Origin of the sequence: Arthrobacter sp. efr-133-TYG-120 (genome assembly GCF_030209785.1) — a bacterium.
Classification (GTDB): Bacteria; Actinomycetota; Actinomycetes; order Actinomycetales; family Micrococcaceae; genus Arthrobacter.
Genome location: NZ_JARVRI010000008.1, coordinates 34,840 through 59,965 on the forward strand (window position 1 = coordinate 34,840; position 25,126 = coordinate 59,965).

Consider the following 25,126-nt stretch of genomic DNA (forward strand, 5'->3'; position numbering starts at 1 on the left):
CTTTTGGGGGTGTTTTCGCCGACGCTAGCTCACATCTTCGAGCCCGACGACGGGGCGGTGGTCTTCCCTCAGCTTGGTGTTCCGCGCGTCAGGGTCTAATTTGGGCCGATTGATCTGTCAGAAGTCGTAGCGGAATGTGCTCGTTGCAATCCCGGTTCCACTCAGGCCATACGTCAAGGTGTAGACGCCCTGGTTCACGACGGTGACGTTGAGCCGGAAGGTCAGTTCGCCGGGTTGTGCCGAATTTGTGGTGCAACTGATGCCGGAAGGATCCAGTGGCTTCGCCGAGCAACTCCAGCCCGAGGGGGCAGTAACGGATCCGCTTGAAATTGTGCCGGGCGCGTTGATCGAGAAGTCGGCTGTGGCATTCCCGATTCCTCGGGACAGGGTGAAGACGGTCTCGAGCGTCGCCGTCGTGGGGTCCGCACCCGTGTCTGTCCGACTCGCTGTACCGCTGATCTTCCCGCGATTTGCCGTCGGCGTCGGCGTGGGAGCCGGGGTCCGCACGGGAACGGCAATGGGTAATGGTGTGCTGGCTGGCGCGGGCCCTCGTGCCGGCGCCGGTGTCGCAAAGAGGGGTTCGGTGATCACAGGCGTCGCCGCTTCGTCCGGCAGCGCAGGAAGCGGCGGGAGCGCTTCGGAGGCAACACGGGTGGGGGACTGGTCTCGGGACGGCGCGGGCGTCGGCCGGGCAGACCCGGTTGTTTGTATCCGGGCATCCTGATATCCCTGCGGCGCCGGCTGGCCACCCAGGACCTGGACAAAACCGACCCCTGCCACGACCAGCCCTACTGCGAGGCCAGCGAGGATAGACATCAATAGAGGCTGTGAGATCCGGGTCATCCCGGATGCCACCGGCGCTGAAGGAAACTGCCCTGCAATGCCCAGCCCCGAGGCGCCGCTTCCCCATGCTGCCAGCGGGACGCCTGTCATCAATGGCAGGAGCACGGCCCGCATGGTTGCCTGCACGTCCCTGAGCTCCAGCAGCACGGCCGTGCACTTGGCGCACTCGTCAAGGTGATCCCGGACCTTTGCCTCGGCGTGTTTGGACAAGCCCCCGCGAACATAGGATCCGAGCTGGGGTACGACTTTCGTGCAGGCGCCTTGCGGAATCTCGCTGACGTGCATCTGCAAATACTGTTTGCGCAATCCTTCCCTCGCGCGCACGCCCAGTGCGGAGACAGCGTTGGGCGAGAGCCCGAGGATCGGAGCGACGACGGCGGGCTTCATCCGTTCCACGTCCAGGTACCACAGGGCCGATTGCCATCGTTCCGGCAGTGATCGGAAGGCACGGGCCACGGTATGGGATTCGAAAGCCTGGACGACCGGATCCCCGGGTGTCATTTTGTGGTCAAGAACAGCCTCGTCGGCGGTCGGCAGGGCGCGGCGGGCATTCCGGTTCCTATGATGGGAAAGCCTGGTCACCGTGGACAACAGGTACCCACGGAAGAATTGCTCAGGCCCCTTGCCCTCGACCAGGCTCTGCAGGACCGACCGGAATGCTTCGGCGACGACGTCGTCGGCATCGCTGAGGTTGTCAACGTTCCTGCGGGCAACGGTAGAAGCGATGGAAACATGGCGAGCGTACAGCCCGTCATACGCATCCAGGTTTCCACCGCGGACCATGGCGATTATTTCACTGTCGCTAACAGCGTCGGCCATTGAAGAGGTAGTACTAGGCGCCATTACCGGCTTCCCCGCGAGCATAAATATTTCCGACCATATAGACACAGTGGCCGGACCCGGAATTTATGACGCAGGTTTGGAATCTTTTTTCGCGAAAAGGGTGATCAGCCATTTGTTCCTCAGTGGTTCGGTCCGGTGGCGCCCGTGGACGGGCACTTGGTCGACGACGTCGTTCTCGGAAGGCTCCATCGGTTCGGGGATCGCGTCTATTGACGAAGCAAATCGCCGCGTGCCGGTTGCCGCGTCCTGAGCTGCGCAACGAGGCTCTGGTCCCGCCACCGGGTCAGAAGCAGCCACATGCCATCCGCGACGGGCACCGCAGCCGCTGTTTGGATCTTCATGCCTACTGTGTGGCGCGTGCAGACGATTCATGTCGCAAGTGCGGAGAAGTATTTGCGTGCCGTGCGGGTGGCCTCAGTGGTGGACGCCGTCCCGCTTGAATCTCCCAGGAACCTCGACGTAGTAGATGGACCTCCCGGTGGGAAAGGAGAAGCGGTGCCCTGCGTGTCGGATTGGCTGATAGTCGTGGCCGAATGGGTCATGCACCGTGACTCGTTCGAGGTGATCGTCGCGTGTGAGGAGGCCGTTGACTTCTTGGAGCGTCGCAGGATGGGTTACTTCGCCATCCACCTCCAACACCCACGGCGCATCCGTGGTCCTGCCGGATTGTTCGAGGTAAAGCATTTCAAACAATCCGGCAAGGAGGGCTTCCAACGTTTCCGGGGAGAACCGTTGTAAGGGGTGGGTCTGCATATTCCGACGTTGGTTGGTTGTCCACGCTTGGCGGAGCCAGTTGAATTCGACAGTGCCCAACGAAGGGCCCAGGCGCAGGTGCCTGTCCTTATCCATGGTCAGGCGGTAGTCGTTTCCGGCTCGGTCAAGGATGCATGCTGCTTCGTCAACGTATTCCAAGTTGTCGAGCATGGCGGCCTCGGACGGATAGTACGAGAAATCACCGACGTCGTCGACCACAACATAGTCGATCGGGCTGCTGCCGGGAACCGTGGTGTCGGGTGCCGTTCCGTGGGTAAAGCCAAAGCGCTTCATGCTTACGTCAGCTCCTGCGGAGGACCAGTCCACAGCCCGGGTGGCCGTGAATTCTTCACTCGATCAGATCACCGAAAGGACCCGCCACCGGTGGTCTTTACGGTTTCCATATGCGGCAGGGCGGAGATTTAGCACTCTCTTAACGGTCAAGGCTCGAGCAAATGGGGCAGGCATGGCAGACTTCGGCCATGAGTATCGAGCACTGGTGGCCGAAGCTGAAGCCGTCCACCCAAGAATGGCTGATCGAGAACAATGGCGACGCAGTGTCCCCCGAGGTGCTTGCCGAGATCGCCCAAGTTGGAGGTGTTGTTACTTCCGATGCCTGGTGGGTTGGTGAGAACGGGCCTTCGGGGTTCTATTTCTCGGACGAGGCGGTCGACTGGATCGAAGCGGTAGCGAACGGCGAGGTGCCTGAGCGGCCCTGACGGCATCGCCGTCAGGCCACCTTGTAGCCGCGCTTAGCCCACGTGGACCCACGGGCGGCGGCTGACATCGGGTTCGGCTTCACGCAGCACTTCCCGGGTGACTGGAGCGATCTCTCCCTCGCCCAGGAACAGGAAGCGAAGGAGATTGATGACCGGGTTGCCTTCGGTCCAGCGGAAGTAGATGTGCGGCATGAGGCCGGTCACGTCGCGGATGTGCAGCAGCACCGAGGCGATGGTGTTGGGGACCACCGGGCCGTGGACTTCGAGGATCTGGTGTCCGTGCCGAACCACGCCGTGGACTTCGAGCGCGGTTTCGAAGTCGGAGGAATCGTCCACAATCACTTCCAGGAAGAGCGCCTGGTAATCCACCGGAATGTGGCTGACCTCGATCGCTGAGGTGAGTTTGTCCCGGTAGGCCTCCGCGGTGAGGCGGAGGGGTTCGTGGGCGATGAGCGCAATCGGGCCACTTAGGTTGGTGGACATGAATTCCAGCGCCTGGCGGTCCAGGTGGACGTGGGTCGCGTGCAATTCAAACGAGCGCCGGATCCGGGAAAGCAGGGAGATCACGATAATCCCCACGATAAAGATCGCGGCGATCCGGATGCCTTCGGGACGTTCGAAGATGTTGGCAATTGTCGTATAGATGAAGACAAGGGCGATGACGCCGAATCCGACGGTGCGCTTGCGCTGCCTCAAACGGCGGGCGGAGAGGGTCACCGCCACGGCGGCCGACGTCATCAACACCAACACCCCGGTGGCGTACGCGCCACCCTGGGCGTCGACGTCGGCGTTGAACAGGAAGGTGATCAGGAACCCGATGAGGGTGAATACCAACACGAGGGGGCGCACTGCCCGGGCCCATCCCGGTGCCATTCCATATCGCGGCAGGTACCGCGGGACCAGGTTCAGCAGCCCCGCCATGGCGGAGGCGCCTGCGAACCACAGGATGGCGATGGTGCTCAGGTCGTAGACAGTGCCGAACCCCACGCCGAGATATTGGTGCGCAAGGAATGCCAGGGCCCGTCCATTGGCCTGGCCGCCGGTTTGGAATTCCTGGTCCGGAATCAACACAACGGTGGTGAAGCTGGTGGCGATCAGGAACGAACTCATGATGACCGCGGCCGTGGTCAGGAGACGGCGGGTTCCCTTGATCCGTCCGGCAGGGTTTTCCTCCGTGTCCGAGGCACGTCCGCGGATCTGGGGCATCACGGCGACTCCCGTCTCGAAACCGGACAGGCCCAAGGCGAGTTTGGGGAAAACGAGTAGCGCGATGCCGATCACCATGAACGGGTTTCCGTGCGAAGTGGAAAGTGCATGCCACCAGTCACCCACTGCGACCGGATGTGCGAACACTTCCACAAACGTTGAGAACACGACCACGACGTTGAGGCCCAGATAGACGATGACCAGAACCACCGCCACGCCGATGGCTTCCTTGAATCCGCGCAGGAATACTGCGGCCAGCAGGGCCAGAAGGAACAAAGTGACCAGGATGTTCTGTCCCTGCAGCCAGCCCGGGGCGAGTGGATTCTGGATTGCGTGGGCCGTGGCGTCCGCGGCCGAGAGGGTCATGGTGATCATGAAGTCCGTTGCCGCGAACCCGAGGAGAACGAGGACGAGGAGCTTTCCTCCCCATCGTGGCAAGAGGCGCTCAAGCATGGCGATTGATCCCTCGCCACGGTGGCTTTCACCTGCGACGCGGTGGTACACAGGCAGGGCACCCAGCAGCGTGACGGCCACCAGGACGATGGTGGCCAACGGCGAAATCACTCCGGCGGCCAAGGCTGCGATGGCCGGCTGGTAGCCGAGGGTGGAGAAATAGTCGACGCCGGTGAGGCACATGACCTGCCACCACGAATGCTTCTTCAGATGGGGATCGCCCACCGCACCAGGTCCTTGGTGGGATCCTTTGGAGTCTTGCAGTCCGAACAGCAACCATGTCCGAAGGGAGGCCATGCCTCCGGGCCGTGGGGCCGAAGGATCAGCCGGGGGCCTGCTCAAGGTAGTCATGGTGTCCTTTCCGCGCGACGCGCAGGCACCGCGATCATTGCTGAACATAACACCGGCCACAGGTGTTTTCGCTGGTTGAAGCCGATCTTGATGAATCCTTAACGTCGATTTCCCGGAATCCACTTTGCGCCTGTTAAGAAGCCGTCAAGATTCGGCCCTGCGGTGTTAAGGAACCATCAGGAACCGATTTTCGCCGTCTGCCGGGGAGTTGACTGGCATCAGCCCCGCAAACGGGGCGCGGATGAAAGGACGTTCCAATGGCCGACGTGGCTGTTGTGGGGATCTTCGTGGTGTCCATGGGGATCGTGATGTGGATTGCCCACCTTCTGGGCAAAATCGTCGACGGCGATGGGCCGGTGAGCGGGCAATGAGCGCGGACGCCGTGATGTGGTTGGTCCTGTTCATTTCAGGCCTGTGTCTGTTCGGCTACTTGTTGGCCGTGTTGATCCACCCGGAAAAGTGGTGATGCGGAATGGTTTTCAGCGTTGCCTCCTTCCTCACCCAAGTGGTTGTCCTGCTCTTGCTGTTGGTCTTGGTGCACAGGCCCCTGGGCATCTACCTTGCCCTCGTGTTTGACGGCAAGAAGTCATCACGGGCGGAGAGGCTGTTCTACCGCCTCGCGGGAGTGGATGCCGGCGCCGAACAGAGCTGGTCGATCTACCTGCGCAGTGTCCTGGTCTTCTCTGCAGTGTCCATCCTGGTGGTGTTCTTGCTCCAGCGGCTCCAAGGCGTCCTGCCAGGGAACAATTCCCTGGCAGGCGTGGATCCCTGGACGGCCATGAACACGGCCATTTCCTTCGCGACGAACACCAATTGGCAGACTTACGTCCCCGAGACCACCATGGGCATCTTCGTACAGATGTGCCTGCTGGCCGTGCAGAACTTTCTCTCTGCCGCAGTCGGAATCGTGGTGGTGATTGCCCTGATCCGCGGCATCGCTCGCACCCGGACTGACAGGCTGGGGAATTTCTGGGTGGACCTTGCCCGCACCTCGTTCCGTGTACTGCTTCCGATGGCTGCGCTCGCGGCCATCGTGATGGTGATTGGCGGTGTGGTGCAGAACTTTTGGTCCACCGAGGTCGTCAACCAAGCAACAGGCGTCACCCAGACCATTCCCGGCGGGGCGGTGGCCTCCCAGGAGGCCATCAAGATCCTCGGCACCAACGGCGGCGGCTATTTCAACGCCAATTCCTCGCACCCGTTTGAGAACCCGAACGTCTTCATCAGCATGTTCGAGGTCTTCTTGATCCTGCTCATTCCTTCTGCCTTGCCGTACGCCTATGGCCGCATGGTGGGGGACCAGCGGCAGGGGCACACAGTAGTCGGTGTCATGGGCATGCTCTGGCTGGCGTCCACCTTGCTGATGGGCTGGGCCGTTGCCGGCGCTGCGGGAACGGCAACGGCGGCAGCAGGCGGTTTGGGCGAGGGCTTTGAACAGCGTTTTGGCGCGGCGCAGAGCTCCATCTTTGCCACGGCCACCACCCTGACTTCAACGGGAGCGATCAACGTGGCCCATGATTCGCTTCCGCCCTTGGCCGGCGGCGTGGCCATGGTCAACATGATGCTCGGCGAGGTGGCTCCGGGCGGCACGGGGTCGGGGCTCTATGGCCTGCTCATGCTCGCGATCGTCTCCGTGTTCATCGCCGGGCTCATGGTGGGCCGCACTCCGGAATTCCTGGGCAAGAAGATCGGGCCACGGGAAATGAAGCTCACGGCCATGTACATCCTGGTGACGCCCGTCATCGTGCTGGCCACGGCCGGAATCACCGTCCTTCTCCCGGACGCCGTTGCCAACGCCCCTGCAACCGGACCGCACCAATTCAGCGAAGTGCTGTACGCCTTCACCTCCGGAGCCAACAACAACGGCTCCGCGTTCGCCGGTATCACCACCTCGGGCCCCTACCTGTCCACCATGATGGGAATCGCCATGCTGCTTGGCCGCTATCTCCCCATCGTGCTGGTGTTGGCCCTGGCAGGATCCCTGGCAAAACAGGCCCGGATCCCGGCATCCGCCGGAACAGTGCCCTCCCATGGCTGGCTCTTCGGTTCGCTCTTGCTCGCCGTCACGGTGATCATGACGGCGTTGAGCTACTTCCCTGCCCTCGCCCTGGGCCCCCTCGCAGAAGGACTCCTCAAATGACCCCGTCCACAACGGACACCGCCGCCCGGACCTACGCAGACGGAAATCCCCTGGGAACTCCGGGAGAGCACAAGCACCACACCAAGGCACCGGCAAAGCTGGACCTTGCCAGTATCCGGACTGCGCTGCCGGTTGCAGTACGGAAACTGGGGCCACGCCAGATGATCCACTCTCCCGTGATGTTCACCGTGCTGGTAGGGGCGGCTCTCTGCACGGCCATCTGCATCCTCAAGCCAGCAGTGTTCGGCATATCGGTGACAATCTGGCTTTGGCTGACGGTGCTCTTCGGAACCCTCTCGGAAGCCATCGCCGAGGGCCGCGGCAAGGCCCAGGCAGACAGTCTCCGGGCCAGCAGGAAAGGTGTCGTTGCCCGGCTTCGGCTGGAGGACGGCACCCTCAAGGAAGTGCCGGGAACGGAACTGCGGAAGAACGACGTCGTCATGTGCGAAGCAGGGGACGTCATCCCCTCCGATGGCGAGATCATCGAGGGCCTGGCGAGCGTGGACGAATCCACCATCACGGGTGAATCGGCGCCCGTGATCCGTGAATCCGGTGGCGACCGCTCCTCCGTGACCGGCGGCACCAAGGTCCTTTCGGACCGCATCGCCGTTCGCATTACGGCTGAGGCGGGCGAAACGTTCATTGACCGGATGATCAAGCTTGTGGAAGGCGCTGTTCGGCAAAAGACGCCCAACGAAATCGCCCTCCACGTCCTCCTTGTCTCGCTCACCATCGTGTTCCTTGCGGTCACCATGAGCTTGGCGCCGTTCGCTTCCCTGCCGGGGGCAACGCCATCGCCGATCGTGCTGGTGGCGCTGCTGGTCTGCCTGATCCCGACGACGATCGGCGCGCTCGTGCCGGCGATCGGCATCGCTGGCATGGACCGCTTGGTGCAGCACAATGTCCTGGCCACTTCCGGCCGCGCCGTGGAGACCGCGGGAGACATCACCACCCTCCTGCTCGACAAGACCGGCACCATCACCTACGGCAACCGCCGCGCGGTCAACTTCTTCCCCGCCCACGACGTCGAGCGGACCGAACTCATCGAGGCTGCCCGGCTATCCAGCCTTGCCGACGAGACGCCGGAGGGACGCTCGATCGTGGATCTCGCAGCGGAAAAGGGCGTCGGCGGCCCGGACCTTGCCGCTCTCCTGAAGGGAACGGAAGAGTTCGCAATTGTCGAGTTCAGCGCGAGCACGCGGATGAGCGGCCTGGACCTCGACGGGCGGAAGATCCGCAAGGGCGCCGCTGCCGCCGTCGCGAAGTTCGTGGCGGACGCCGGTGGCAAGACGCCCGCCGAAGTGGACCGCAAGGTGCGGGAAATCTCAGCCCAGGGCGGCACCCCGCTGTTGGTGGCCGGCGTCGGGCACGACGGCGGAGCCCGGGTCCTCGGCACGATCCACCTCGCCGACGTGGTCAAGCCGGGCATGCATGCCCGCTTTGCCGAACTACGCCGGATGGGCATCCGGACGGTGATGATCACGGGTGACAACCCCATCACGGCCAAGGCAATCGCTGCAGAGGCAGGCGTCGACGATTTCGTCGCCGAGGCCACTCCGGAGGACAAACTCGCTGTCATCAAGGAAGAACAGGCGCACGGCCGGCTGGTGGCCATGACGGGCGACGGCACCAACGATGCCCCCGCGCTGGCAGCGGCGGATGTCGGCGTCGCCATGAATTCGGGTACTCCGGCTGCCAAGGAAGCTGCCAACATGGTGGATCTGGACTCGGATCCCACCAAACTCATCAACATCGTGGGCATCGGCAAACAGTTGCTCATCACCCGCGGCGCCTTGACCACGTTCTCGGTCGCCAACGACGTGGCGAAGTACTTCGCAATCGTGCCAGCCCTGTTCACAGGCGCCTTTCCCGGACTCGGGCTCTTGAACATCATGGGCCTGGCCTCGCCGTCCTCGGCCATCCTCTCCGCGGTGATCTTCAACGCGTTGATCATCATTGCCCTGGTGCCGCTCGCCTTGCGGGGGGTCAAGTACCGCGCTGTCTCGGCAAACCAGGCACTGGCCCGGAACCTGGCCATTTATGGCCTCGGCGGTCTTGTGGCTCCCTTCATCGGGATCAAGCTCATCGACCTGCTCATTTCCCTCATCCCCGGCATCGGCTAGGAGACAACCATGAACACCCTTCCCGGCTATTTTCGGCAAGCAGGAACGGCACTTCGGTTCTTGCTCCTGGCCACCGTGGTCCTTGGATTGATCTACCCATTGGCGATTTTCGGTATCGGCCAGGCCGTTGCGCCTTTCCAGGCCAATGGCTCCATCGTGAAAGACGCGGCAGGTAAGCCCGCCGCTTCTGCCCTGATCGCGCAAGTCTCTGCCAACGACGCCGGCACCCAGAACCCGCTGTGGTTCCACGCCCGCCCCTCGGCGGCCAAGTGGGACCCGGGGGCATCCACTGCCAGCAACCTGGGACCCAACGATCCCAAACTGCTCGACGCCGTCAAAGCCAACCGTGCCGCCGTTGCCGCTGCGGAAGGTGTCAAGGAGTCCGACGTCCCCGCGGACGCCGTGACGGCGAGCGGTTCAGGGCTGGACCCGCAGATCTCGGTTGCCTACGCCCGCCTCCAAGTGCCCAGGGTGGCAAAGGCGCACGGACTGAGTCCCGAGACGGTGCAGGCCATGGTTGACCGCCGAACCGTCACCGGACTTGAGGCCTTCCTTGGGCAGCCGTCCGTCAACGTCACCGAGCTGAACCTGGACGTGGCGGCAGTTGCAGCCAAATAAAGGAAACCAATTAAAGGAAACCGGCCATGTGAAGTGGCTGGCCGTCCCGTGTCAGGGAGCTTGCAGTAGCGAGGTGAGTTTGTCCTGGGACTGTTCGACCGGCGGTGCTTGGACAGGGACGGCCAGCGTGATCCTCGTGATGACGTTCTTCGAAGCTGATTCAAGGACGTACTCGGTACTCGAGGACAACTGGTTCCGCGCGTACCAAGCCCGTTCGCCTGCGCCGTCGACGGACTTGGGGGACATCATGAGCCGAGGCAGTTCCACTTTGCCCAAGGCAGCCGTGTCCGGGTACACGGTTGTGGAAATGGTCAGGGCGTTGCCCGGATCCGGATCCTGTCCGTTGGGCACACCCACCAAGCTGAAAGTGCAACTCGTTTCTTTTACGCCTTGGGTTTCCGTGACTGATTGCACACCCTGCTGGATCTGCGCGGCAATGGCTCCAAGCTTTTGCCGGATCTCGTCTGTGCCAGGCACTTTGCAGGCCTGCGCGTCGGGGGTCCCGATGATCCTGCCGTCCATGGCCGTGGTGCCCGGGGAGGCCGTGGCATCGGTTTTTGGAGAGGCCGGGGCGCTGGCTGGTGCCGGGCTCGCCGCTGAGCCACTTGGCTCCGGGCCGCCCTGGCAAGCAGTCAGCAAGAGCCCGGCCAGGGCAACGGACAGTGGCACCGCCCAGGTGCGGACGCTCCTACCAGAAGATTTCATAGCCTACTCCCATCACAATCCGGTCCCCGGCCTGGGCGGTGTGCATGAACTGCAGCAAGTCCGGATCGTTGAACGCGAGGCAACCCCAGGTGGGTTTGTTGTTGCCGTGCATGAAGATCGCGAATCCGGCGTTCATGATGATTGGCGAGTCCGGTGGCCGGTTGTAATTGATGACCACTCCCTGACGATAATCGTGCGTTGGCCGGGTCGCGAAGTACCACATGTTCTCGTCCGGGAAGATGTCCGAGCTGGATTCGAAGTACTGATTGTAGTTCGCATTGAGCCTGCCGCCCCAGCGCGAGAACTGGTTCAGCGTCCGGTAGGACAGGGCCGTTCCCGGGTTGCCGAGGCCGAACGCTTCGGTCACCGTGAACGAACCAGTGGGCGAGAACGCCTGCCAAGTGGGGCCGGTTGCCACGCCGGGACCGGCGAACCCCGACTCCCCGGCGGAGCCGATCGCGCCCCACTCCTTCACGTACTGCCCGTCACCGGGCCTGCGGACGCAGGTGATCATCGATACCTGGGTTGCCCGGTACGCGTCCGCTACCGCCAGGGACACCCTTTGCGCCCCGTTAGTCGGGTACTTCACGGCGCCGGAGTTCAAAGCGGGGCAGTACCCTGCGGTGGAGATCGTGTACCTGACACCTCCACCGTTGATCCACTGAAGCTGTCCGAACTGGAAGCTCTGGCTGCAGTTCCCGGCCCCGTCGCAGGCTTCGCCCGTGACGGGGTACCCGATGACGCCGTCCTGGGAATGGCGGGAGTCGTAGAAACTGCCAAGGCCGCCCCAAACCGGCTGGGTTCCGGCGCCTATCGCAAAGTAGATCTTTCCCCGCGTGAACTGTTGCGAGCAGCCGCCGAACCGCAGGCCGCACTGCTCGTCACCGTGCGGGGCTCCGAGGTAGCCGCTGAGGCCGCCCAGGGACTGGTAGCGGCCACTGATGGCGCCCACAACGGAGAACGTCCCGTATCCCGGGACGAAGTAGATGGATCCGCGTTGGAACTGCTGGGAGCATACCCCTCCAGGCAGTCCGCATTGCTCGTCGCTGCTCGGGTACCCCAGACCGCCCGTGTCTGCGGACAGCTGTTGGTAGCGGCCGTTGATCGCGCCCCAAACTGCGAACGTCCCGTATCCCGGGACGAAGTAGATGGATCCGCGTTGGAATTGCTGCCGGCACGCCCCTCCAGGCAGTCCGCATTGCTCGTCGCTGCTCGGGTACCCCAGACCGCCCGTGTCTGCGGACAGCTGTTGGTAGCGGCCGTTGATCGCGCCCCAAACTGCGAACGTCCCGTATCCCGGGACGAAGTAGATCCACCCCCTCTGGAATTGCTGCCGGCAAGCCCCTCCGGGGAGATCGCACTGTTGCTCCGCAATCGCCGGGCCGAGTCCGCCGGCGTCACCGCCGAGGCTTTCGTGCTTGGCGCCGATCGCGCCAAGGACGGCGAAGCCGGATGCCTTTACGGTTGTGGAGGAAGGTGCAGGGGTGGCTGACGTGGTGGGCGAAGGTTCGATTGCCTTTGGCGGCGTGGCGCCCGGTGTCGGAACCGGCGTCGCGGTGGGAGCCGGCGTCGGGGCCGGACCGGTCGGCCCGGGCGCGGGTAACGTCGTCGATGATGGCGACGGCGTCACAGGCACCTGCGCGGGGACCCCGGTCCCGGGAACCTGTGGTGCCACGGAGTCCGTGGAGGCTGAGGGTGACGGTGCAGGTGTTGGGCTTGCCATGGCCGGGGCGGGCAACAGGGACAGGCAAACGCCAATTGCTATTGCGGCTCCGAATCGATGGAGGCGCTGTGTACGGGGGAATTGAAGGCGTGCGCGCCCGGTGGACATCCTGGGGCTATCTTGTATGCCAGTAATTGCTTTCTCCTTTACCGCCACGCTCAAACCGAAGCCACGGTCGGTAAGGACAGTGGCCGCGGTGACGCAGCCGTAAAGAGAACCATCCCCCGAGGCACATGTATTGCTGATCGTGAGACTACCGCTCCGAAAGTTCCCCGGCGGGCAGACGCGCCGGTCAAAAAGGCTGGCTTTCTTGCGGGCAACCGACGCGTTAAACAAGTGAAAGAATGACCACATGGCACGGGCAACGTTGCGCATTTTCCTCGGGGCAGCCCCGGGAGTAGGGAAGACCTACGCCATGCTTGAGGAGGCTCACCGGCTGCGCGGCCGCGGTGAAGACGTGGTGGTGGCCTTCGCCATGGACCATGGGCGCAGCGACACCCGTGCCTTGATGGACGGATTGGAAGTCATCCCGCCGCACACGATTGCGTACCGGGACACCAGCTTTGAAGAGATGGACGTCGACGCGGTCTTGGCACGCAAGCCGCGCATCGCCGTCGTCGACGAATACGCCCACTCGAACATCCCCGGAAGCCGCAACGCAAAGCGCTGGCAAGACGTCGAGGAACTGCTCGACGCCGGCATCAACGTCCTCTCCACCGTCAACGTGCAGCACCTGGCTTCCCTTGGTGACGTCGTGAGTGCCATCACCGACGTCCGGCAGGCGGAGACAGTGCCCGACGACGTCGTGCGGCGTGCCGATCAAATCCATCTTGTGGACATCTCACCGGAGCTGTTGCGGCAACGGCTGGGCGACGGCAAGATCTATTCGGCGGACAAGATCGACGCTGCCCTGTCCAACTATTTCCGGATGGGCAACCTGACGGCATTACGGGAACTGGCGCTGCTGTGGCTGGCCGACCGCGTGGACGAAGGGCTCGCGAAGTACCGTTCGGAACAGGGGATCGAGGCGAGCTGGCCCGCCCGCGAACGCATCGTCATCGGCCTCACAGGCGGGCCGGAAGGGGAGGTCCTTGTCCGCCGGGCCGCCCGGATCCTCAAGCGCGTCAATGGCGGCGACCTGCTCGCCGTGCACGTCCGCGCCGCTGATGGTGTGGCCTCGGAATCTCCGCAGGCGCTGGAAGCCCAGCGCCTGTTGGTCCGGGACTTGGGTGGCAGCTACCACACGGTGGCAGGGGAGGACCCAGCGAAGGCCTTGCTTGACTTTGCCCGCAGCGTGAACGCGACGCAGATCGTCGTCGGGATTTCCCGGCGCCGGAGCCTCGTCGCCAGGCTGACCGGGCGGGGGATCGGCAACCGGGTGGTGCGTGACTCCGGCGATATTGACGTGCACATGGTTTCGCATCCCTTGGGCGGCCGGGGCGTGGACCGTCCACGGCAGCGGGACCTTGGCCGCACAAGGGTGATCGTCGGGTTTGCTATGGCGGTGGTCCTGCCGGTTCTTTTGCAGCTCCTGCTGGCGGCGAGTCCTTCGCACAACATCACGACGGCGGTGCTCCTCCAGTTGACGGGCTCGGTTGCCGTCGCCCTGGTGGGCGGGTTGTGGCCCGCTCTGCTCGGTGCCTTGTGGAGCAGCCTGTTGGTGAATTTCTTCTCCATACCGCCCGTGGGGACCCTGACCATCAGCGACCCCGAGAACATCATCGCGTTGCTGGTTTTCGTGGGCGTTTCAGCCGCTGTTGCGGCCGTGGTGGACGTCTCGGCCAGGCGCTCCAAGGAAGCCGCCCGTGCCCGTGCCGAGGCCACCACCCTGGGTGACCTCACGCGCGGGGCATCGAGCGCCGAGGACACCGTCGAAGGACTTTTGAAGCAAGCGCTGGACGTATTCCAGATGCGCGGGGCTGCGTTGTACAGGGCTGGCGCCGCGGGCCCGGGCGGCGGGACAGCGGGCGGCTGGCGCCTCGTCGCCAAGGCCGGAGAGGCCGCACCCCTCCCTGCCGGCGGCGGCGAAAACACCGAACAGATCGACGCCGGAACCCGCCTGGTCCTGTCCGGCCGCATCCTGCCAGCCAGCGACCGCCGCCTACTCAGCGCCTTCGGCGCGCACCTTTCGGCCCAGCTCGAGCGGCGGCAATTGGCGGCAAGCCGACGTGAAGTCAGGCGCTTGGCCGAAAGCAACACCATGCGAACCTCCATCCTGCGCGCGGTCTCCCACGACTTGCGGACTCCGCTGGCCGGGATCAAATTGGCCGTCGGCGGCTTGCGGCAAAGCAACGTCCACTACACACCGGAGGAGGAACAGGAACTGCTGGCAACCATCGAGGAATGCTCGGACAGGCTCGACGTCCTCGTGGGGAACCTCCTGGACATGTCCCGCATTACCTCGGACTCGGTGAATGCCCTCATTCGCCCGGTGCGCTGGTACGAAGTGATCCCCACGGCCCTCCATGGCATGCCGCCGGGGCGGGTGCGCGTCGACCTGCCCGGGAACATGCCGGAGATCGACGCCGACGCCGGGATGCTGGAACGCGTTATCGCAAACATCGTGGAGAATGCCATCAAGTACGCTCCGGATTCCGATGTTGTGCTGGTGGGAGCCGCTGGTGGCTTTAGCTCGTCCACCCTGGACGGGAGGCCGTCCGGAGAACTGCGCATCATCGACCACGGCCAAGGAGTCCCCGCCGAAAGCGTCGTCAGGATGTTCCAGCCATTCCAGCGGCTCAACGACGTCCCTTCCACCACCGGGGTTGGCTTGGGGCTCGCCGTGGCCAAGGGATTCACGGAGGCGATGGGAGGCACGCTCACCGCGGAAGAGACTCCGGGCGGCGGCCTGACCATGGTCATCCGGCTTCCGCTATCCACAGGGGTCGCGTTCCCGCACGAGGAGGCGCAAGCTCCCCTGGAGGCGCAATCCGTTCTTTTGCAGCACCGCCACATGCCGCCTTCGGGCAGTCCGGATAGCGCCTCCAGGGAGGCGGGATGAGCCACGTCCTGGTGGTGGACGACGATCCCCACATCGTCAAGGCCTTGCGGATTACGCTCCAAGCCCACGGTTACACTGTGGCCACAGCGTCCGACGGCGAATCGGCCTTGCGCTCTGCCGCCCAGCACCCGGTTGGCGTCTTGATCCTCGACCTGGGGCTGCCAGACATCGACGGAACCACAGTCATCACCCGCTTGCGTGAGTGGAGTAGCGTACCCATCCTGGTCCTCTCCGCACGTCACGGCTCGGACGACAAGGTGGAAGCCTTGGACGCCGGCGCGGACGACTACATCACCAAACCGTTCGGACTCGACGAGCTGCTCGCGCGCCTCCGGGCGATCCTGCGGCGCACCTCTGACCCGGGCGAAGAAGCGCCCGTGCTGGTCACTGAATCGTTCACTGCGGACCTTGCCATGAGACGCGTGACGCGCGACGGCGAAGACGTCCGCCTCACGCCGACGGAGTGGAGGATCCTGGATCTTTTCGTGCGCAATCCCGAGAAGCTGATCACCCAACAGCAGCTCCTCAGCGAGGTGTGGGGCCCGGCCTACGCCAAGGAGGCCAATTACCTGCGCGTGTACATGGCCCAGCTCCGCCGGAAACTGGAACCGGAGCCCGGGAACCCGCGCCACCTGATCACCGAGGTAGGGATCGGGTACCGGTTCATGCCGTGAGGCGGGCTGCGGCAGCATGATCGGCAAACTCCACAGTCTCCCCGGCCTCGACAAGCCGCGCATACGCGCCGCCTGAATCGCGAAGGTTTCCGGGCGTTCCGAACTCCACGATGGCACCGCGCGAGAGCACTGCGAGCTGATCGGCTTTCTCCACGGTGGAGAGCCTGTGGGCGATGGTGAGCGTAGTCCGGCCGACGGCCAGCCGGTCGAGCGCCGCCTGGACATGGGCCTCGGTTGCGTTGTCCAGGGCGGAGGTAGCTTCGTCGAGGACCAGCACTTTCGGATTGCGCAGGATGGTTCGGGCAATCGCCAAGCGCTGCTGTTCTCCTCCGGAGAAGCGGTGGCCCCGAGCGCCGACCATGGTGTCCAGGCCGTCGGGCAAGCTTGCGATCAGGTCCGCGATCTGTGCCGAGGCCAGCGCGCTCCACAGCACTGCGTCGTCCGCGCCGGGTGCAGCCAGCAGCAGGTTTTCCCGGATGGTGTCGTGAATCAAGTACGTCTCCTGGGACACCACGCCAACGATTTTCGTCAGGTCCTCAGGGGCGATGTCGCGCACGTCGACGCCGTCAATGGTGATCCGCCCGGCGGTGGCGTCATGCAGGCGCGGGACCAGCGAGCCCAGCGTCGATTTGCCGGAGCCCGTGGGGCCCACGATTGCGGTGCTGGTGCCGGCCGGAAGCGTGAGGTCGACGTCGAGCAGAACGTCCGTGCCGCCGTCGTACGCGAAACGGACGCCCTCAAAGCGGACCTCGCCGCGCACTGCGGCCGGGTCCAGCGGGACGGGCCGCGCCGGGGGAGTGATCTCGGGAGCCAAGTCCAGGTACTCAAAGATGCGGCTGAACAGGGCCATTGCGGTGACCCATTGGACGCCGAGATCCAGCAAGCTCATGACCGGGCGGAAGATGGCGCCTTGCAGCGCGGTGAACGCCACGAGCGTGCCGATGGTCATGCCGCCGCTGGTGACGGGCAGTCCGGCGGCGAGGTAGATCAGCGCCGGAATGGCCGAGAAGATTATGCCCATGGTGGACATGCGCCAGCGGCCGGCCAACTGGGAGCGCATCTCCAGGCCGATCAGCCTTTTGGAGCTTTCCGTGTAGCGGTGGGCGTCGCGTTTGGTGGTTCCGAGGGTTTTGGAGAGCCTGACGCCGGAGACTGACAGCCCTTCCTCGACCTGGGTGTTCATGGTGGCCAGCTCGCTTTGCAGCGTTGACGTGATGTTGCGCCGGAGCAGGGCCACCCGGCGGGTGAACCAAACAGCCGGCGGTATCACTATCAGGGACAAGAGCGAGAGCCCGGGCGAAATGGCCACCATGGCGATGGCGGTGGCAATGGCCGTGGTCAGGTTGGACGCAACACCGGTCGCGGTGGAGGTGATGACTTGCTGCAGGCCGGAAATGTCGTTGTTCAACCGCGACTGCACCTCGCCACTGCGGGTCCGGGTAAAGAATCCGAGCGATTGCTTTTGCAAGTGGGTGAACAGGCGCGTGCGCAAGGTGTGCATGATCTTCTGGCCCATGCCCGTGGTCATCCACGTCTGCAGCACGCCGATCAGCGCGGTTGCGGCGGCCACGGCGATCAATCCGGCGGCCAGCCACGCGAGCAGCGGCAGATCCTTGCCGGGTAGCGCGACGTCGATGATGTGGCGGACCAGGAACGGCTGCGCCAGGCCGATGATGCTGGAAGCGCTGATGAGAAGCACGACGACGGCGATGGTCGCCTTGTGCGGGGCGAACAGCCCGGCGATCCGTTTGAGGCTCACGGGGTGCTGTTTCAACTGGGTACGGTCCGCGGGATTGAGGCGGGCGGGGCCGCGGCCGGGACTTCGGGCTCCGACGCCCGGTCGATGGGGATTTTGGGTGAGGATGTTCTCCGTCATAAGCACCACCTCCAGTGGCGAGCGGGGCGCGGGAATCGCGCCTACTAATACAGAGGTTACCTCACTATGTGGCTACAGGTCAAATTGCTAGACTGACAGAATGCAGTCACAGCCCTCAGATTCTGCCGACCTTGGCGATCTCTTCCATGCCGCCTTCCGGGGGCTGCGCCGGACCTGGGCCGAGCAGCTGTCTCCGTGGGAGCTGACGCCGCACCAATGGCGGGCGCTCATGACTCTTATGCGCCCGGCGCCAGGGGACCCGATTCGGCTGAAAGACTTGGCGGAACGGCTGCGCATTGCGCCACGATCGGCCACGGAAGTGGTGGACCAGCTCGAGGTCAAAGGCCTCGTCCGCCGCGATCCGGACCCCACGGACCGGCGCGCCACCCTCGTCGCCGCCACCAGGGACGGGCAGCAACTCTTTGCGAAGATCAGCGCTGAAAGGCGTGGCAAGTCCTCCGAGTACTTTGCCCGGCTCAGCGCAGAAGATCGCGCCGAATTGGCCCGGATTCTGGGTCAGCTCGGGGACTGAAGCGAACGCCGCCCGCCTGCCAAGTTGCCGCAGAGTAGGTAGAGTCGAAGCCATGACTCGCCGGAAGGTTCCAGTTGCCCTCGTCGCGCTCCCTTTCGCGTTGTGCCTGATCGCACTTGCGCCAGCAGAGAGAGCGGGGGCCGCAAACTGCGATTCGCAAGGGCTTCTGGGGGTGGTTGGCATGTGCTCTCCCGCCAACTCCCCATCTCCCCGGCCATCGGAAAAACCCACTCCGTCGGCCACGGCTATCCCGCCTGTACAACCGCAACCCCAGCCGGATCCCGGCGTCGCGGTTCCGTCCGGTGGCGCTTCAACGCCTTCGACGGCGGTGACCGTGCGGGCGGACCCAACTCAGGCCGCGCCACCGGCGGCAACCACAGCTACAGTGCCTTCGCCGATCGTTTCCAGCCCGAGCCCCTCGACGCAAAATTCAACCTCTGCGGCGACCGCTACCCGGATTGACCCGGGCGCCCCCGCCCAGAGTGACCATCCCATTGCTCCAAGCGTTTCAGTGGCTGGAATCCTGTTGGCCTTCGGCGGAACCCTCATCGCCGCAGGCGGAGTGGTAGGCCTCAGAAGATATCCGCCGCTCTAACCCCGGCCCGCGGAGTTCATCGGGAAACAGGTAATAGCGGACCCTGCCTCATTCCGGTGGCCATTCCTAGGATTGAAAGCAAGCCGACAAGCTTTCACTAACAAGGAGAACCCCATGACCGAACCATCCCGTGCCCAGCAACTCGTCGGAGACATCTCGCCCAAACTTGCCTCACTCACCGACGACGTTCTCTGCGGGCTGGCCCAAGGCGATGTCCGCCATGGCGGTCGCCAAGCAGGTGTTTGCCGAGTAGCCAAGTCCGCGCGAGTAGCCAAGTCCGCGTCAGGGGCGCTTGGCGCCCCTAGCCCGGCTTGCTGCCGGAAGTCAGGCCTGCGGGGTGTGCCCCTGGAGTGAGGCAATCTGTGCACGCGCGGCCGCGATGAGTTCCTCGTTAGTGTTGGCGTGGCCGTTGAGGCCCCAGCCGCCGTCGGGCGCTTCTGTGAGCAGGACCCAGGTTCGATCAGGCAGCGTCGGGTCCGCGGCCGCCGTCGCGACGAGCGCGGTGAGTTGTTCGACAACGGCGAGCTGCTTTTCGCGGTTCAGCGCGCCCGCGTTCGTGAGCACCTGGACGCGCACGTAATTGCTGTCGCCGTCGACATTCGACAGATCCCCCGCCGGGAGTTCGTGGATGAATGCCGCCGTGTTCTTGCGGAACATCGGGATATCCGGCACCTGCTCCACACGCATCACCGTCGACGCCAGGTCAATCGCGAGCTGGTGTTTGTCTGCGAAAGTCCCTGCGGTGGCGTACACGTCGATCATGGGCATGATGCTTCTCCTCTTCGATGCAGTTCAACCGTCATGTGCGTTGCCATCCTTGCACCTTGCTGTCACCGTGTCTTCCTCTGGGCAATCATTTGCGGATCGTCCGGCTTGACGTCCTTGGAAGTGCGGTTCTTCGGCCTGTGCGGCATGACCGGTTCGGATGCGAAGCGTCGTGGGCCGCTCCACATTGATGGCGGGGCATCGATCGCGTAGGCAAGGGCGTATGCGACCCTTTCGTAGTTGACGCGCCAGCCCCTGAAGTGGGGCCATGCTTGCTCCGCCGTCACCTCAATCGGGTAATCGACAGTCCTCAGGAGTTCCACGGCCGCTTGAAAATCTTCAAAGGTCACATCTAGTTCGGAATCGGGATCGGGGTCTTCCTCGACCGGGATACGAATGGCCCGGGCCACTTGGTTCAGGCAGGTGAATCCCATCCGAATGACCAGCCGAGCCCGGGTGCTCGGGGCGGACCCCGGACTCAGGGAAAGCTGCAACGCGGCCGCGTCCATGACGCTGAGGAGGGAGTTGAGCCAGTTCGATTGCGGTGAAGGCGAACGGAACCATACCAGCGTCAGGTAGGTGCTGTGTGATTCGGCGACATCCGCGGCCCATCGCTCCCACCTTTGGTAAAGCTCGCTGAGCTCGCTGGTGCTGGTTTGGGCGGCCATCCCAAACCGTGTGCGCACCAGAAGCTCGGGTCCCCATGAGGGTGAGCCTGCCCTCGATACGAGGAGCGTTACTTCCGCCTCCCGCCTGTTGAAGGCTGCATAGAGCGTTGGCAGATAACCGATCTGCAGAGCGATCACGATCAACCCGGTATAGGCGGCGACGTAAACCAACACGGTGTTGCCGACATTCGATGGAGCAGCGTAGCCAAGCGTGAACATCGCGGAGCCAGCCTCGCTTGCGGCTTGCCAGAGGTCACCGTCGACGAAGGGAAGAAGCAGGAGACTGAACGACAAGTCGAACACGATCACCCAAACCAGCAGACGGACGAACAGCGCCATGGGGGACTGCCAGGCAAGGATCCGATCACGTACTTCGTACGAGGAGACGGGCTTAGTGATGACAAAGAAGATTTTCGCAGTGACCAAATGGGTCATCCGTGAAAGGTTGCTGTGCAGCGGACGTGGCACGATCAGCGTTCCGATCACGCTCATCCAGTTCAGGAGCAACGCAAGCAACCCGACTGAAAAACATGCCCACACGAATACAGTCAATGTGCTCTTTCGACATTGTTAGACACCAATTCAGCTATTGACCACCGGTAGGTACAAAGCTGATGAGGCTCGTATCATTCATTCCACCCTCGGATCTTGTCAAGGGTAAGCGGCTGCGCCGTACTTCGGTGCGACGTCACTAGCAAAGCATCGCCGGAGAGTTAGGGAGTAACCATCGTGGCACGCCATCTTATCCTCGGCGCCGGACTCGTAGGCGGGACGCTCGCGAGGCAGCTCTCCGCCCGTGGAGACCAGGTAACTCTCGGCACGCGCAGCGGCACTACGGTCCCCGGGGCGACTCCCGTGAAACTGGACGCGAGCAACCCGGCCGACGTGACACGGGCTGCGCGTGGAGCCGACACGATCTTCGTTTGCACCAATCCGCCCTACACCAATTGGGTAGCCGATTGGCCTCCGATCTTCGACGCCGTGATCAAGTCGGCGCGTGACTCCGGGGCCGGTCTTGTGCTCATGGGCAACCTCTATGCGTACGGCCCGCCGGACGGTCCGATGACCGAGCATTCACAGCTCGCCACCACCGAGAAGAAGGGCCTCGTGCGCAAAGCGGGTTGGGAGAAAGTCCTTGCCGCGCACGAACGCGGTGACATCCGTGCCGTGGAGGTTCGGGCGAGCGACTACTTCGGTCCTGGGGCGGCGGGGATGTCGACTCATCTTGGCGGCGGCTTTTTTCAACCACTCCTGGCCTCCAAAACGGCGCGTGTCGTGGGGGACCCCGCACTGGAGCACAGTTGGAGCTTCCTGCCCGATATCGCCGCGACACTTATCGCGGCCGCAGACCACACGGGCGAATGGGGACGGGCCTGGCATGTGCCGAGTGCATCCGTCCCGCGCTCGGAAATCGCGCGGCAGGTGAATGAGCGGTGGGGCGTGAATGGCCGGGCGGCCCCGATCCCGCAGTGGTCACTTAAAGCCCTCGGCACCGTGATTCCGATCATGCGCGAGATCTCAGCTTCCAGCTACCAATTCACGATGCCCTTCGTGATCGACTCCGAGGAGACGCGGAAGATGCTGGGTGTTAAGGCAACATCGTGGGACCAAGCACTGGAGGTCACTGTGGACAGCTACCGTAAGCCCGAAACGAGCCATTCGGTGCGGTGACTAACCCGTCCGCTCAACCGCCGCAAGAATGGCCTCGCCGAGTTCATGGGGCTTCGTGAACTGGGGCCAGTGTCCGGTGGGCAGATCCATGAATTCCACGTCGTTGATGCGCGCGAGCTCAGCTACGAAGGGGTGGCCGGATTCGATCCACTCGCCGAGCAGGCTGGAGGGGAACTCGCACGCGATGATGGTGGCCGGGACGTCGTAGCGGCGCACATCGTGCAAGCGCTGCTTATCTGTGGTCACGTTCTTTGGCTCCGGGATGGCGCGTGCCCGGAACGCGGCCCGCAGCTCCTCGTTGAGGTCCACGAGGTCCTCGTTTTCGAAAAGCTCCCACGGTGGCAAGGGCACGGCATCGCCCTCGACAGGCAGTTCGTCGTTGATGACGCCGCCCTCGCCAAGCGGTCCGCTGTCCACGTAGACCGCCCGGACCACCCGGTCCGGGCGGGCGTCGACGGCGCCGTGGATGATGGCACCTCCACCGGAGTGGCCGACCAGTACAACAGGACTGCCAACGGCGTCGACGGCTGCCACTACTGCCTCGATGTGATCCCTGAGGCCGATACCGGACCTCGGGGCGTCAATTGCCTCCAGCCCAGGCAGCGTGAGCGGGTGGACCGTGTGGCCCGCAGCAACGAGCGGCGGCGTGACCTCCGACCACGAAGAAGCGTCCAACCAGAATCCGGGAACCATGATGATGTCCATGCCGGTACCCTACGACGGGCCACCGACAGAATGAACCCTTGCGTTGGTCCCGCACGCCGGAACGCGCCAACAGCTCAGACCGCTGCGGTCCGTCCCGATCGCAGGAGGGGCGCGAAGAACGCGGCGAGCTCCGCCGTCGCGGTCAAGGGCAAGACGTTCGCCACGTACTGGTCCGGCCGCACCACCACCACGACGCCGCCGCGGTCAAGGCCGCGCAACTCGAAGATGTCTGCCGAAGGATCGGTGCCGTAGACGTTCTCAAGGTAGGTGAGCTGGAACGGTCCGACCTCCGGCTTGAATGCTTCCGGCACCGCTCCGATGTCGACGCTCGTGTGCTCCTGCTGATAGATCACCTTCACGTCGAACCACGCGTCCCGGTCAGCGCCCGACGGCGTTGCGGCCAGCGGCGAGTCCGGCGAGTTCGCGATCCACTCGGCAAAGTCCGAGATGGGCGACGACCCCCCTTGTGCCGTCCCGGCCTTGCTTGCGTCCGCGAACACGTAGATGCGCCACCGTCCGTCAGCCTTGGCCTGGTGGCCGAGTTGCAGCGGGTTGGTATCGCAGACGCGCACCACGGGCGCCGACTTGAAACGCTTGCCGATCGTGAATCCCTTGGCCAGGTCTTGGTGCGCAGGCTCGGCGATGAGCGGCGAGGGGGCGTAGTGGGTCATGAAGCCGGCAGGGAACTCTGCGGTGCTCACGTAGAAGTTCTCCAGCTCGGTGGGGTCCTCGAATTCTTCGGGCTTCTTCGCCATGAGCGTGGACCACTCTTTGTCGAAGTCGATGAGGTTCTTGGCAACCACTTGGCGCTCGGCGGAGTATGTGGACAGCAGGCTCTCCGGGCTGCGTCCTTCGAGTACGTGCCCGAGCTTCCAGGCCAGGTTGAAGCCGTCCTGCATGGAGACGTTCATGCCTTGGCCGGCCTTGGCGCTGTGCGTATGGCATGCGTCGCCGGCAATGAACACACGCGGTGTGCGGGTGCCGCGCTGGTCCGGCAGGACGTCGTCGAACCTGTCCGTGAGGCGGTGGCCCACTTCGTACACGCTGTGCCAGGCGACGTTACGCACATCGAGCGTGTAGGGATGGAGGATGTCGTTGGCCTTGGAGATGATCTCCTCGATGGTGGTGTTCCGCACGGAGCGGTTGTCGTTCCGATCCACCTCGCCAAGGTCGACGTACATGCGGAAGAGATGGCCGCCTTCGCGCGGGATCAGGAGGATGCTGCCGCCCGTGCCGGACTGGATGGCGCACTTCGTGCGGATGTCGGGGAAGTCCGTGACGGCAAGGACGTCCATGACGCCCCAAGCGTGGTTGGCCTGGTCGCCGGCGAGGGTGCAGCCGATCGACTCGCGCACCTTGCTCCGCGCGCCATCCGCGCCCACGACGTATTTGGCCCGGACAATGCGTTCCTGGCCCTCGTTTGGTCCGGCGGTGCGGAGAAGGGTAACGGTGACTGGGTAGTCACCGTCATTGGTGACTTCGAGGCCGCGGAACTCGTATCCGTAGTCGGGGGTCATGCGGGTGGGGGAGTTCGCCATGTACTCGGCGAAGTAGTCCAGCACGCGCGCCTGGTTGACGATGAGGTGCGGGAATTCGCTGATATCCCCGGTCGGATCGTCGAGGGCCCGCGCGGTACGGATGATGCGTGAAGGGTCTGACGGGTCCGGCTTCCAGAACGCCATCTCGGTGATCCGGTACGCCTCGGCAATGATCCGCTCGGCGAATCCGAAGGCTTGGAATGTCTCCACGCTCCGGGCCTGGATCCCGTCGGCCTGCCCGATCGCGAGCCTGCCGGGGCGACGCTCCACGATACGGGTTGTGACGCCCGGGAACTGGGACAACTGCGCGGCGGCGAGCATGCCGGCGGGCCCGCTGCCGACGATGAGTACGTCGACCTCGTCGGGAAGATCAGTGGGTCTCTTGATGCCGACGCCGGCGGCCGCCTGGACACGCGGGTCGCCGGATACATAACCGTGGTGGTGGAACTGCATGGGCTTTCCTCACTTCATTGTGCGGTTGTTCAATTATAGAACTGTGAATTCTTTATTTGAACCTTTGTGTGGATTCATACTGTACGGCAGGCGTGACGGGGGCTACAAGGGCCTCACGATCCGTCCGGGGATGCAGGGGGTTGACGTCCCGAAACTCCAGGGTCATAGTTA

22 protein-coding genes are annotated in these 25,126 nt (G+C 63.9%); 11 read left to right on the forward strand and 11 right to left on the reverse strand.

Annotated features, from left to right (window positions below):
- Positions 1 to 117: 117 nt before the first annotated feature.
- From QRN51_RS05215 to QRN51_RS05225, 3 genes are all read right to left on the reverse strand, one after another.
- Complete coding sequence (locus QRN51_RS05215; RefSeq protein WP_284988917.1) at positions 118 to 1,662, reverse strand: zf-HC2 domain-containing protein; 1,545 nt, start codon at positions 1,660 to 1,662, stop codon at positions 118 to 120.
- A gap of 230 nt (positions 1,663 to 1,892) precedes the next feature.
- A complete protein-coding gene (locus tag QRN51_RS05220; protein ID WP_284988918.1) occupies positions 1,893 to 2,027 on the reverse strand; it encodes a hypothetical protein in 135 nt (44 codons plus the stop codon).
- 73 nt (positions 2,028 to 2,100) lie between these two features.
- Entirely contained in the window at positions 2,101 to 2,733 is a 633-nt protein-coding gene (locus tag QRN51_RS05225) for a hypothetical protein (protein ID WP_059388765.1), read from the reverse strand.
- A 188-nt stretch (positions 2,734 to 2,921) separates the two neighbouring features.
- Here QRN51_RS05225 and QRN51_RS05230 point away from each other — a divergent pair, with 188 nt between their 5' ends.
- Entirely contained in the window at positions 2,922 to 3,158 is a 237-nt protein-coding gene (locus QRN51_RS05230) for a hypothetical protein (RefSeq protein WP_059388767.1), read from the forward strand.
- A 33-nt stretch (positions 3,159 to 3,191) separates the two neighbouring features.
- Here the strand turns inward: QRN51_RS05230 and QRN51_RS05235 are convergent, their stop codons facing one another.
- Positions 3,192 to 5,168: an APC family permease gene (locus tag QRN51_RS05235; protein ID WP_059388766.1), complete on the reverse strand. Its 1,977-nt coding sequence runs from the start codon at positions 5,166 to 5,168 to the stop codon at positions 3,192 to 3,194.
- A 385-nt stretch (positions 5,169 to 5,553) separates the two neighbouring features.
- Between QRN51_RS05235 and QRN51_RS05240 the strand changes: the two genes are divergently transcribed.
- Genes QRN51_RS05240 through kdpC form a run of 4 tightly spaced genes read left to right on the forward strand, consistent with a single transcriptional unit; the run spans position 5,554 to position 10,049 of the window.
- Entirely contained in the window at positions 5,554 to 5,634 is an 81-nt protein-coding gene (locus QRN51_RS05240; RefSeq protein WP_284988983.1) for a potassium-transporting ATPase subunit F, read from the forward strand.
- A gap of 6 nt (positions 5,635 to 5,640) precedes the next feature.
- Positions 5,641 to 7,308: a potassium-transporting ATPase subunit KdpA gene (kdpA, locus tag QRN51_RS05245; protein WP_284988919.1), complete on the forward strand. Its 1,668-nt coding sequence runs from the start codon at positions 5,641 to 5,643 to the stop codon at positions 7,306 to 7,308.
- Positions 7,305 to 9,431, forward strand: a complete 2,127-nt coding sequence (gene kdpB, locus QRN51_RS05250; protein WP_284988920.1) for a potassium-transporting ATPase subunit KdpB — start codon at positions 7,305 to 7,307, stop codon at positions 9,429 to 9,431. Before kdpA ends, kdpB begins: the two co-directional genes overlap by 4 nt.
- 9 nt (positions 9,432 to 9,440) lie before the next feature.
- A complete protein-coding gene (kdpC, locus tag QRN51_RS05255; RefSeq protein WP_059388763.1) occupies positions 9,441 to 10,049 on the forward strand; it encodes a K(+)-transporting ATPase subunit C in 609 nt (202 codons plus the stop codon).
- 51 nt (positions 10,050 to 10,100) lie between these two features.
- Here the strand turns inward: kdpC and QRN51_RS05260 are convergent, their stop codons facing one another.
- Both QRN51_RS05260 and QRN51_RS05265 read right to left on the reverse strand, forming a co-directional pair.
- On the reverse strand, positions 10,101 to 10,754 hold the full coding sequence (locus tag QRN51_RS05260; protein ID WP_148667552.1) for a hypothetical protein: 654 nt from the start codon (positions 10,752 to 10,754) through the stop codon (positions 10,101 to 10,103).
- Positions 10,738 to 12,477 (reverse strand): hypothetical protein, encoded by a 1,740-nt coding sequence (locus QRN51_RS05265; RefSeq protein WP_284988921.1) that lies wholly within the window; start codon positions 12,475 to 12,477, stop codon positions 10,738 to 10,740. The genes QRN51_RS05260 and QRN51_RS05265 overlap by 17 nt, the downstream gene beginning before the upstream one ends.
- 352 nt (positions 12,478 to 12,829) lie before the next feature.
- On the opposite strand from QRN51_RS05265, the gene QRN51_RS05270 reads away from it, so the two are divergent.
- Together QRN51_RS05270 and QRN51_RS05275 are read left to right on the forward strand one after the other, a co-directional pair.
- Positions 12,830 to 15,478: a DUF4118 domain-containing protein gene (locus tag QRN51_RS05270; RefSeq protein WP_284988922.1), complete on the forward strand. Its 2,649-nt coding sequence runs from the start codon at positions 12,830 to 12,832 to the stop codon at positions 15,476 to 15,478.
- Complete coding sequence (locus tag QRN51_RS05275; protein WP_284988923.1) at positions 15,475 to 16,152, forward strand: response regulator; 678 nt, start codon at positions 15,475 to 15,477, stop codon at positions 16,150 to 16,152. Before QRN51_RS05270 ends, QRN51_RS05275 begins: the two co-directional genes overlap by 4 nt.
- Here QRN51_RS05275 and QRN51_RS05280 read toward each other — a convergent pair.
- On the reverse strand, positions 16,142 to 18,028 hold the full coding sequence (locus QRN51_RS05280; RefSeq protein WP_284988924.1) for an ABC transporter ATP-binding protein: 1,887 nt from the start codon (positions 18,026 to 18,028) through the stop codon (positions 16,142 to 16,144). The genes QRN51_RS05275 and QRN51_RS05280 overlap by 11 nt on opposite strands.
- Before the next feature lie 100 nt (positions 18,029 to 18,128).
- Here QRN51_RS05280 and QRN51_RS05285 point away from each other — a divergent pair, with 100 nt between their 5' ends.
- From QRN51_RS05285 to QRN51_RS05295, 3 genes are all read left to right on the forward strand, one after another.
- A complete protein-coding gene (locus QRN51_RS05285; RefSeq protein WP_284988925.1) occupies positions 18,129 to 18,560 on the forward strand; it encodes a MarR family winged helix-turn-helix transcriptional regulator in 432 nt (143 codons plus the stop codon).
- A 183-nt stretch (positions 18,561 to 18,743) separates the two neighbouring features.
- The gene (locus QRN51_RS05290) at positions 18,744 to 19,022 is read left to right on the forward strand and encodes a hypothetical protein (RefSeq protein ID WP_284988926.1); all 279 of its coding nucleotides are present in this window, start codon (positions 18,744 to 18,746) and stop codon (positions 19,020 to 19,022) included.
- A gap of 247 nt (positions 19,023 to 19,269) precedes the next feature.
- Complete coding sequence (locus QRN51_RS05295; RefSeq protein WP_284988927.1) at positions 19,270 to 19,509, forward strand: hypothetical protein; 240 nt, start codon at positions 19,270 to 19,272, stop codon at positions 19,507 to 19,509.
- On the opposite strand, the gene QRN51_RS05300 is transcribed toward QRN51_RS05295, so the two are convergent.
- Positions 19,480 to 19,923: a hypothetical protein gene (locus tag QRN51_RS05300; protein WP_284988928.1), complete on the reverse strand. Its 444-nt coding sequence runs from the start codon at positions 19,921 to 19,923 to the stop codon at positions 19,480 to 19,482. The two genes, QRN51_RS05295 and QRN51_RS05300, sit on opposite strands and share 30 nt — an antisense overlap.
- Before the next feature lie 62 nt (positions 19,924 to 19,985).
- On the reverse strand, positions 19,986 to 21,140 hold the full coding sequence (locus QRN51_RS05305) for a hypothetical protein (RefSeq protein WP_216363193.1): 1,155 nt from the start codon (positions 21,138 to 21,140) through the stop codon (positions 19,986 to 19,988).
- 177 nt (positions 21,141 to 21,317) lie between these two features.
- Here QRN51_RS05305 and QRN51_RS05310 point away from each other — a divergent pair, with 177 nt between their 5' ends.
- Positions 21,318 to 22,259, forward strand: coding sequence for an NAD-dependent epimerase/dehydratase family protein (locus QRN51_RS05310; RefSeq protein ID WP_284988929.1), 942 nt, complete (start codon positions 21,318 to 21,320; stop codon positions 22,257 to 22,259).
- Here the strand turns inward: QRN51_RS05310 and QRN51_RS05315 are convergent, their stop codons facing one another.
- Both QRN51_RS05315 and QRN51_RS05320 read right to left on the reverse strand, forming a co-directional pair.
- A complete protein-coding gene (locus QRN51_RS05315) occupies positions 22,260 to 22,964 on the reverse strand; it encodes an alpha/beta fold hydrolase (protein ID WP_284988930.1) in 705 nt (234 codons plus the stop codon).
- 74 nt (positions 22,965 to 23,038) lie between these two features.
- On the reverse strand, positions 23,039 to 24,955 hold the full coding sequence (locus QRN51_RS05320; RefSeq protein ID WP_284988931.1) for an FAD-binding monooxygenase: 1,917 nt from the start codon (positions 24,953 to 24,955) through the stop codon (positions 23,039 to 23,041).
- Between the last annotated feature and the right edge of the window lie 171 nt (positions 24,956 to 25,126).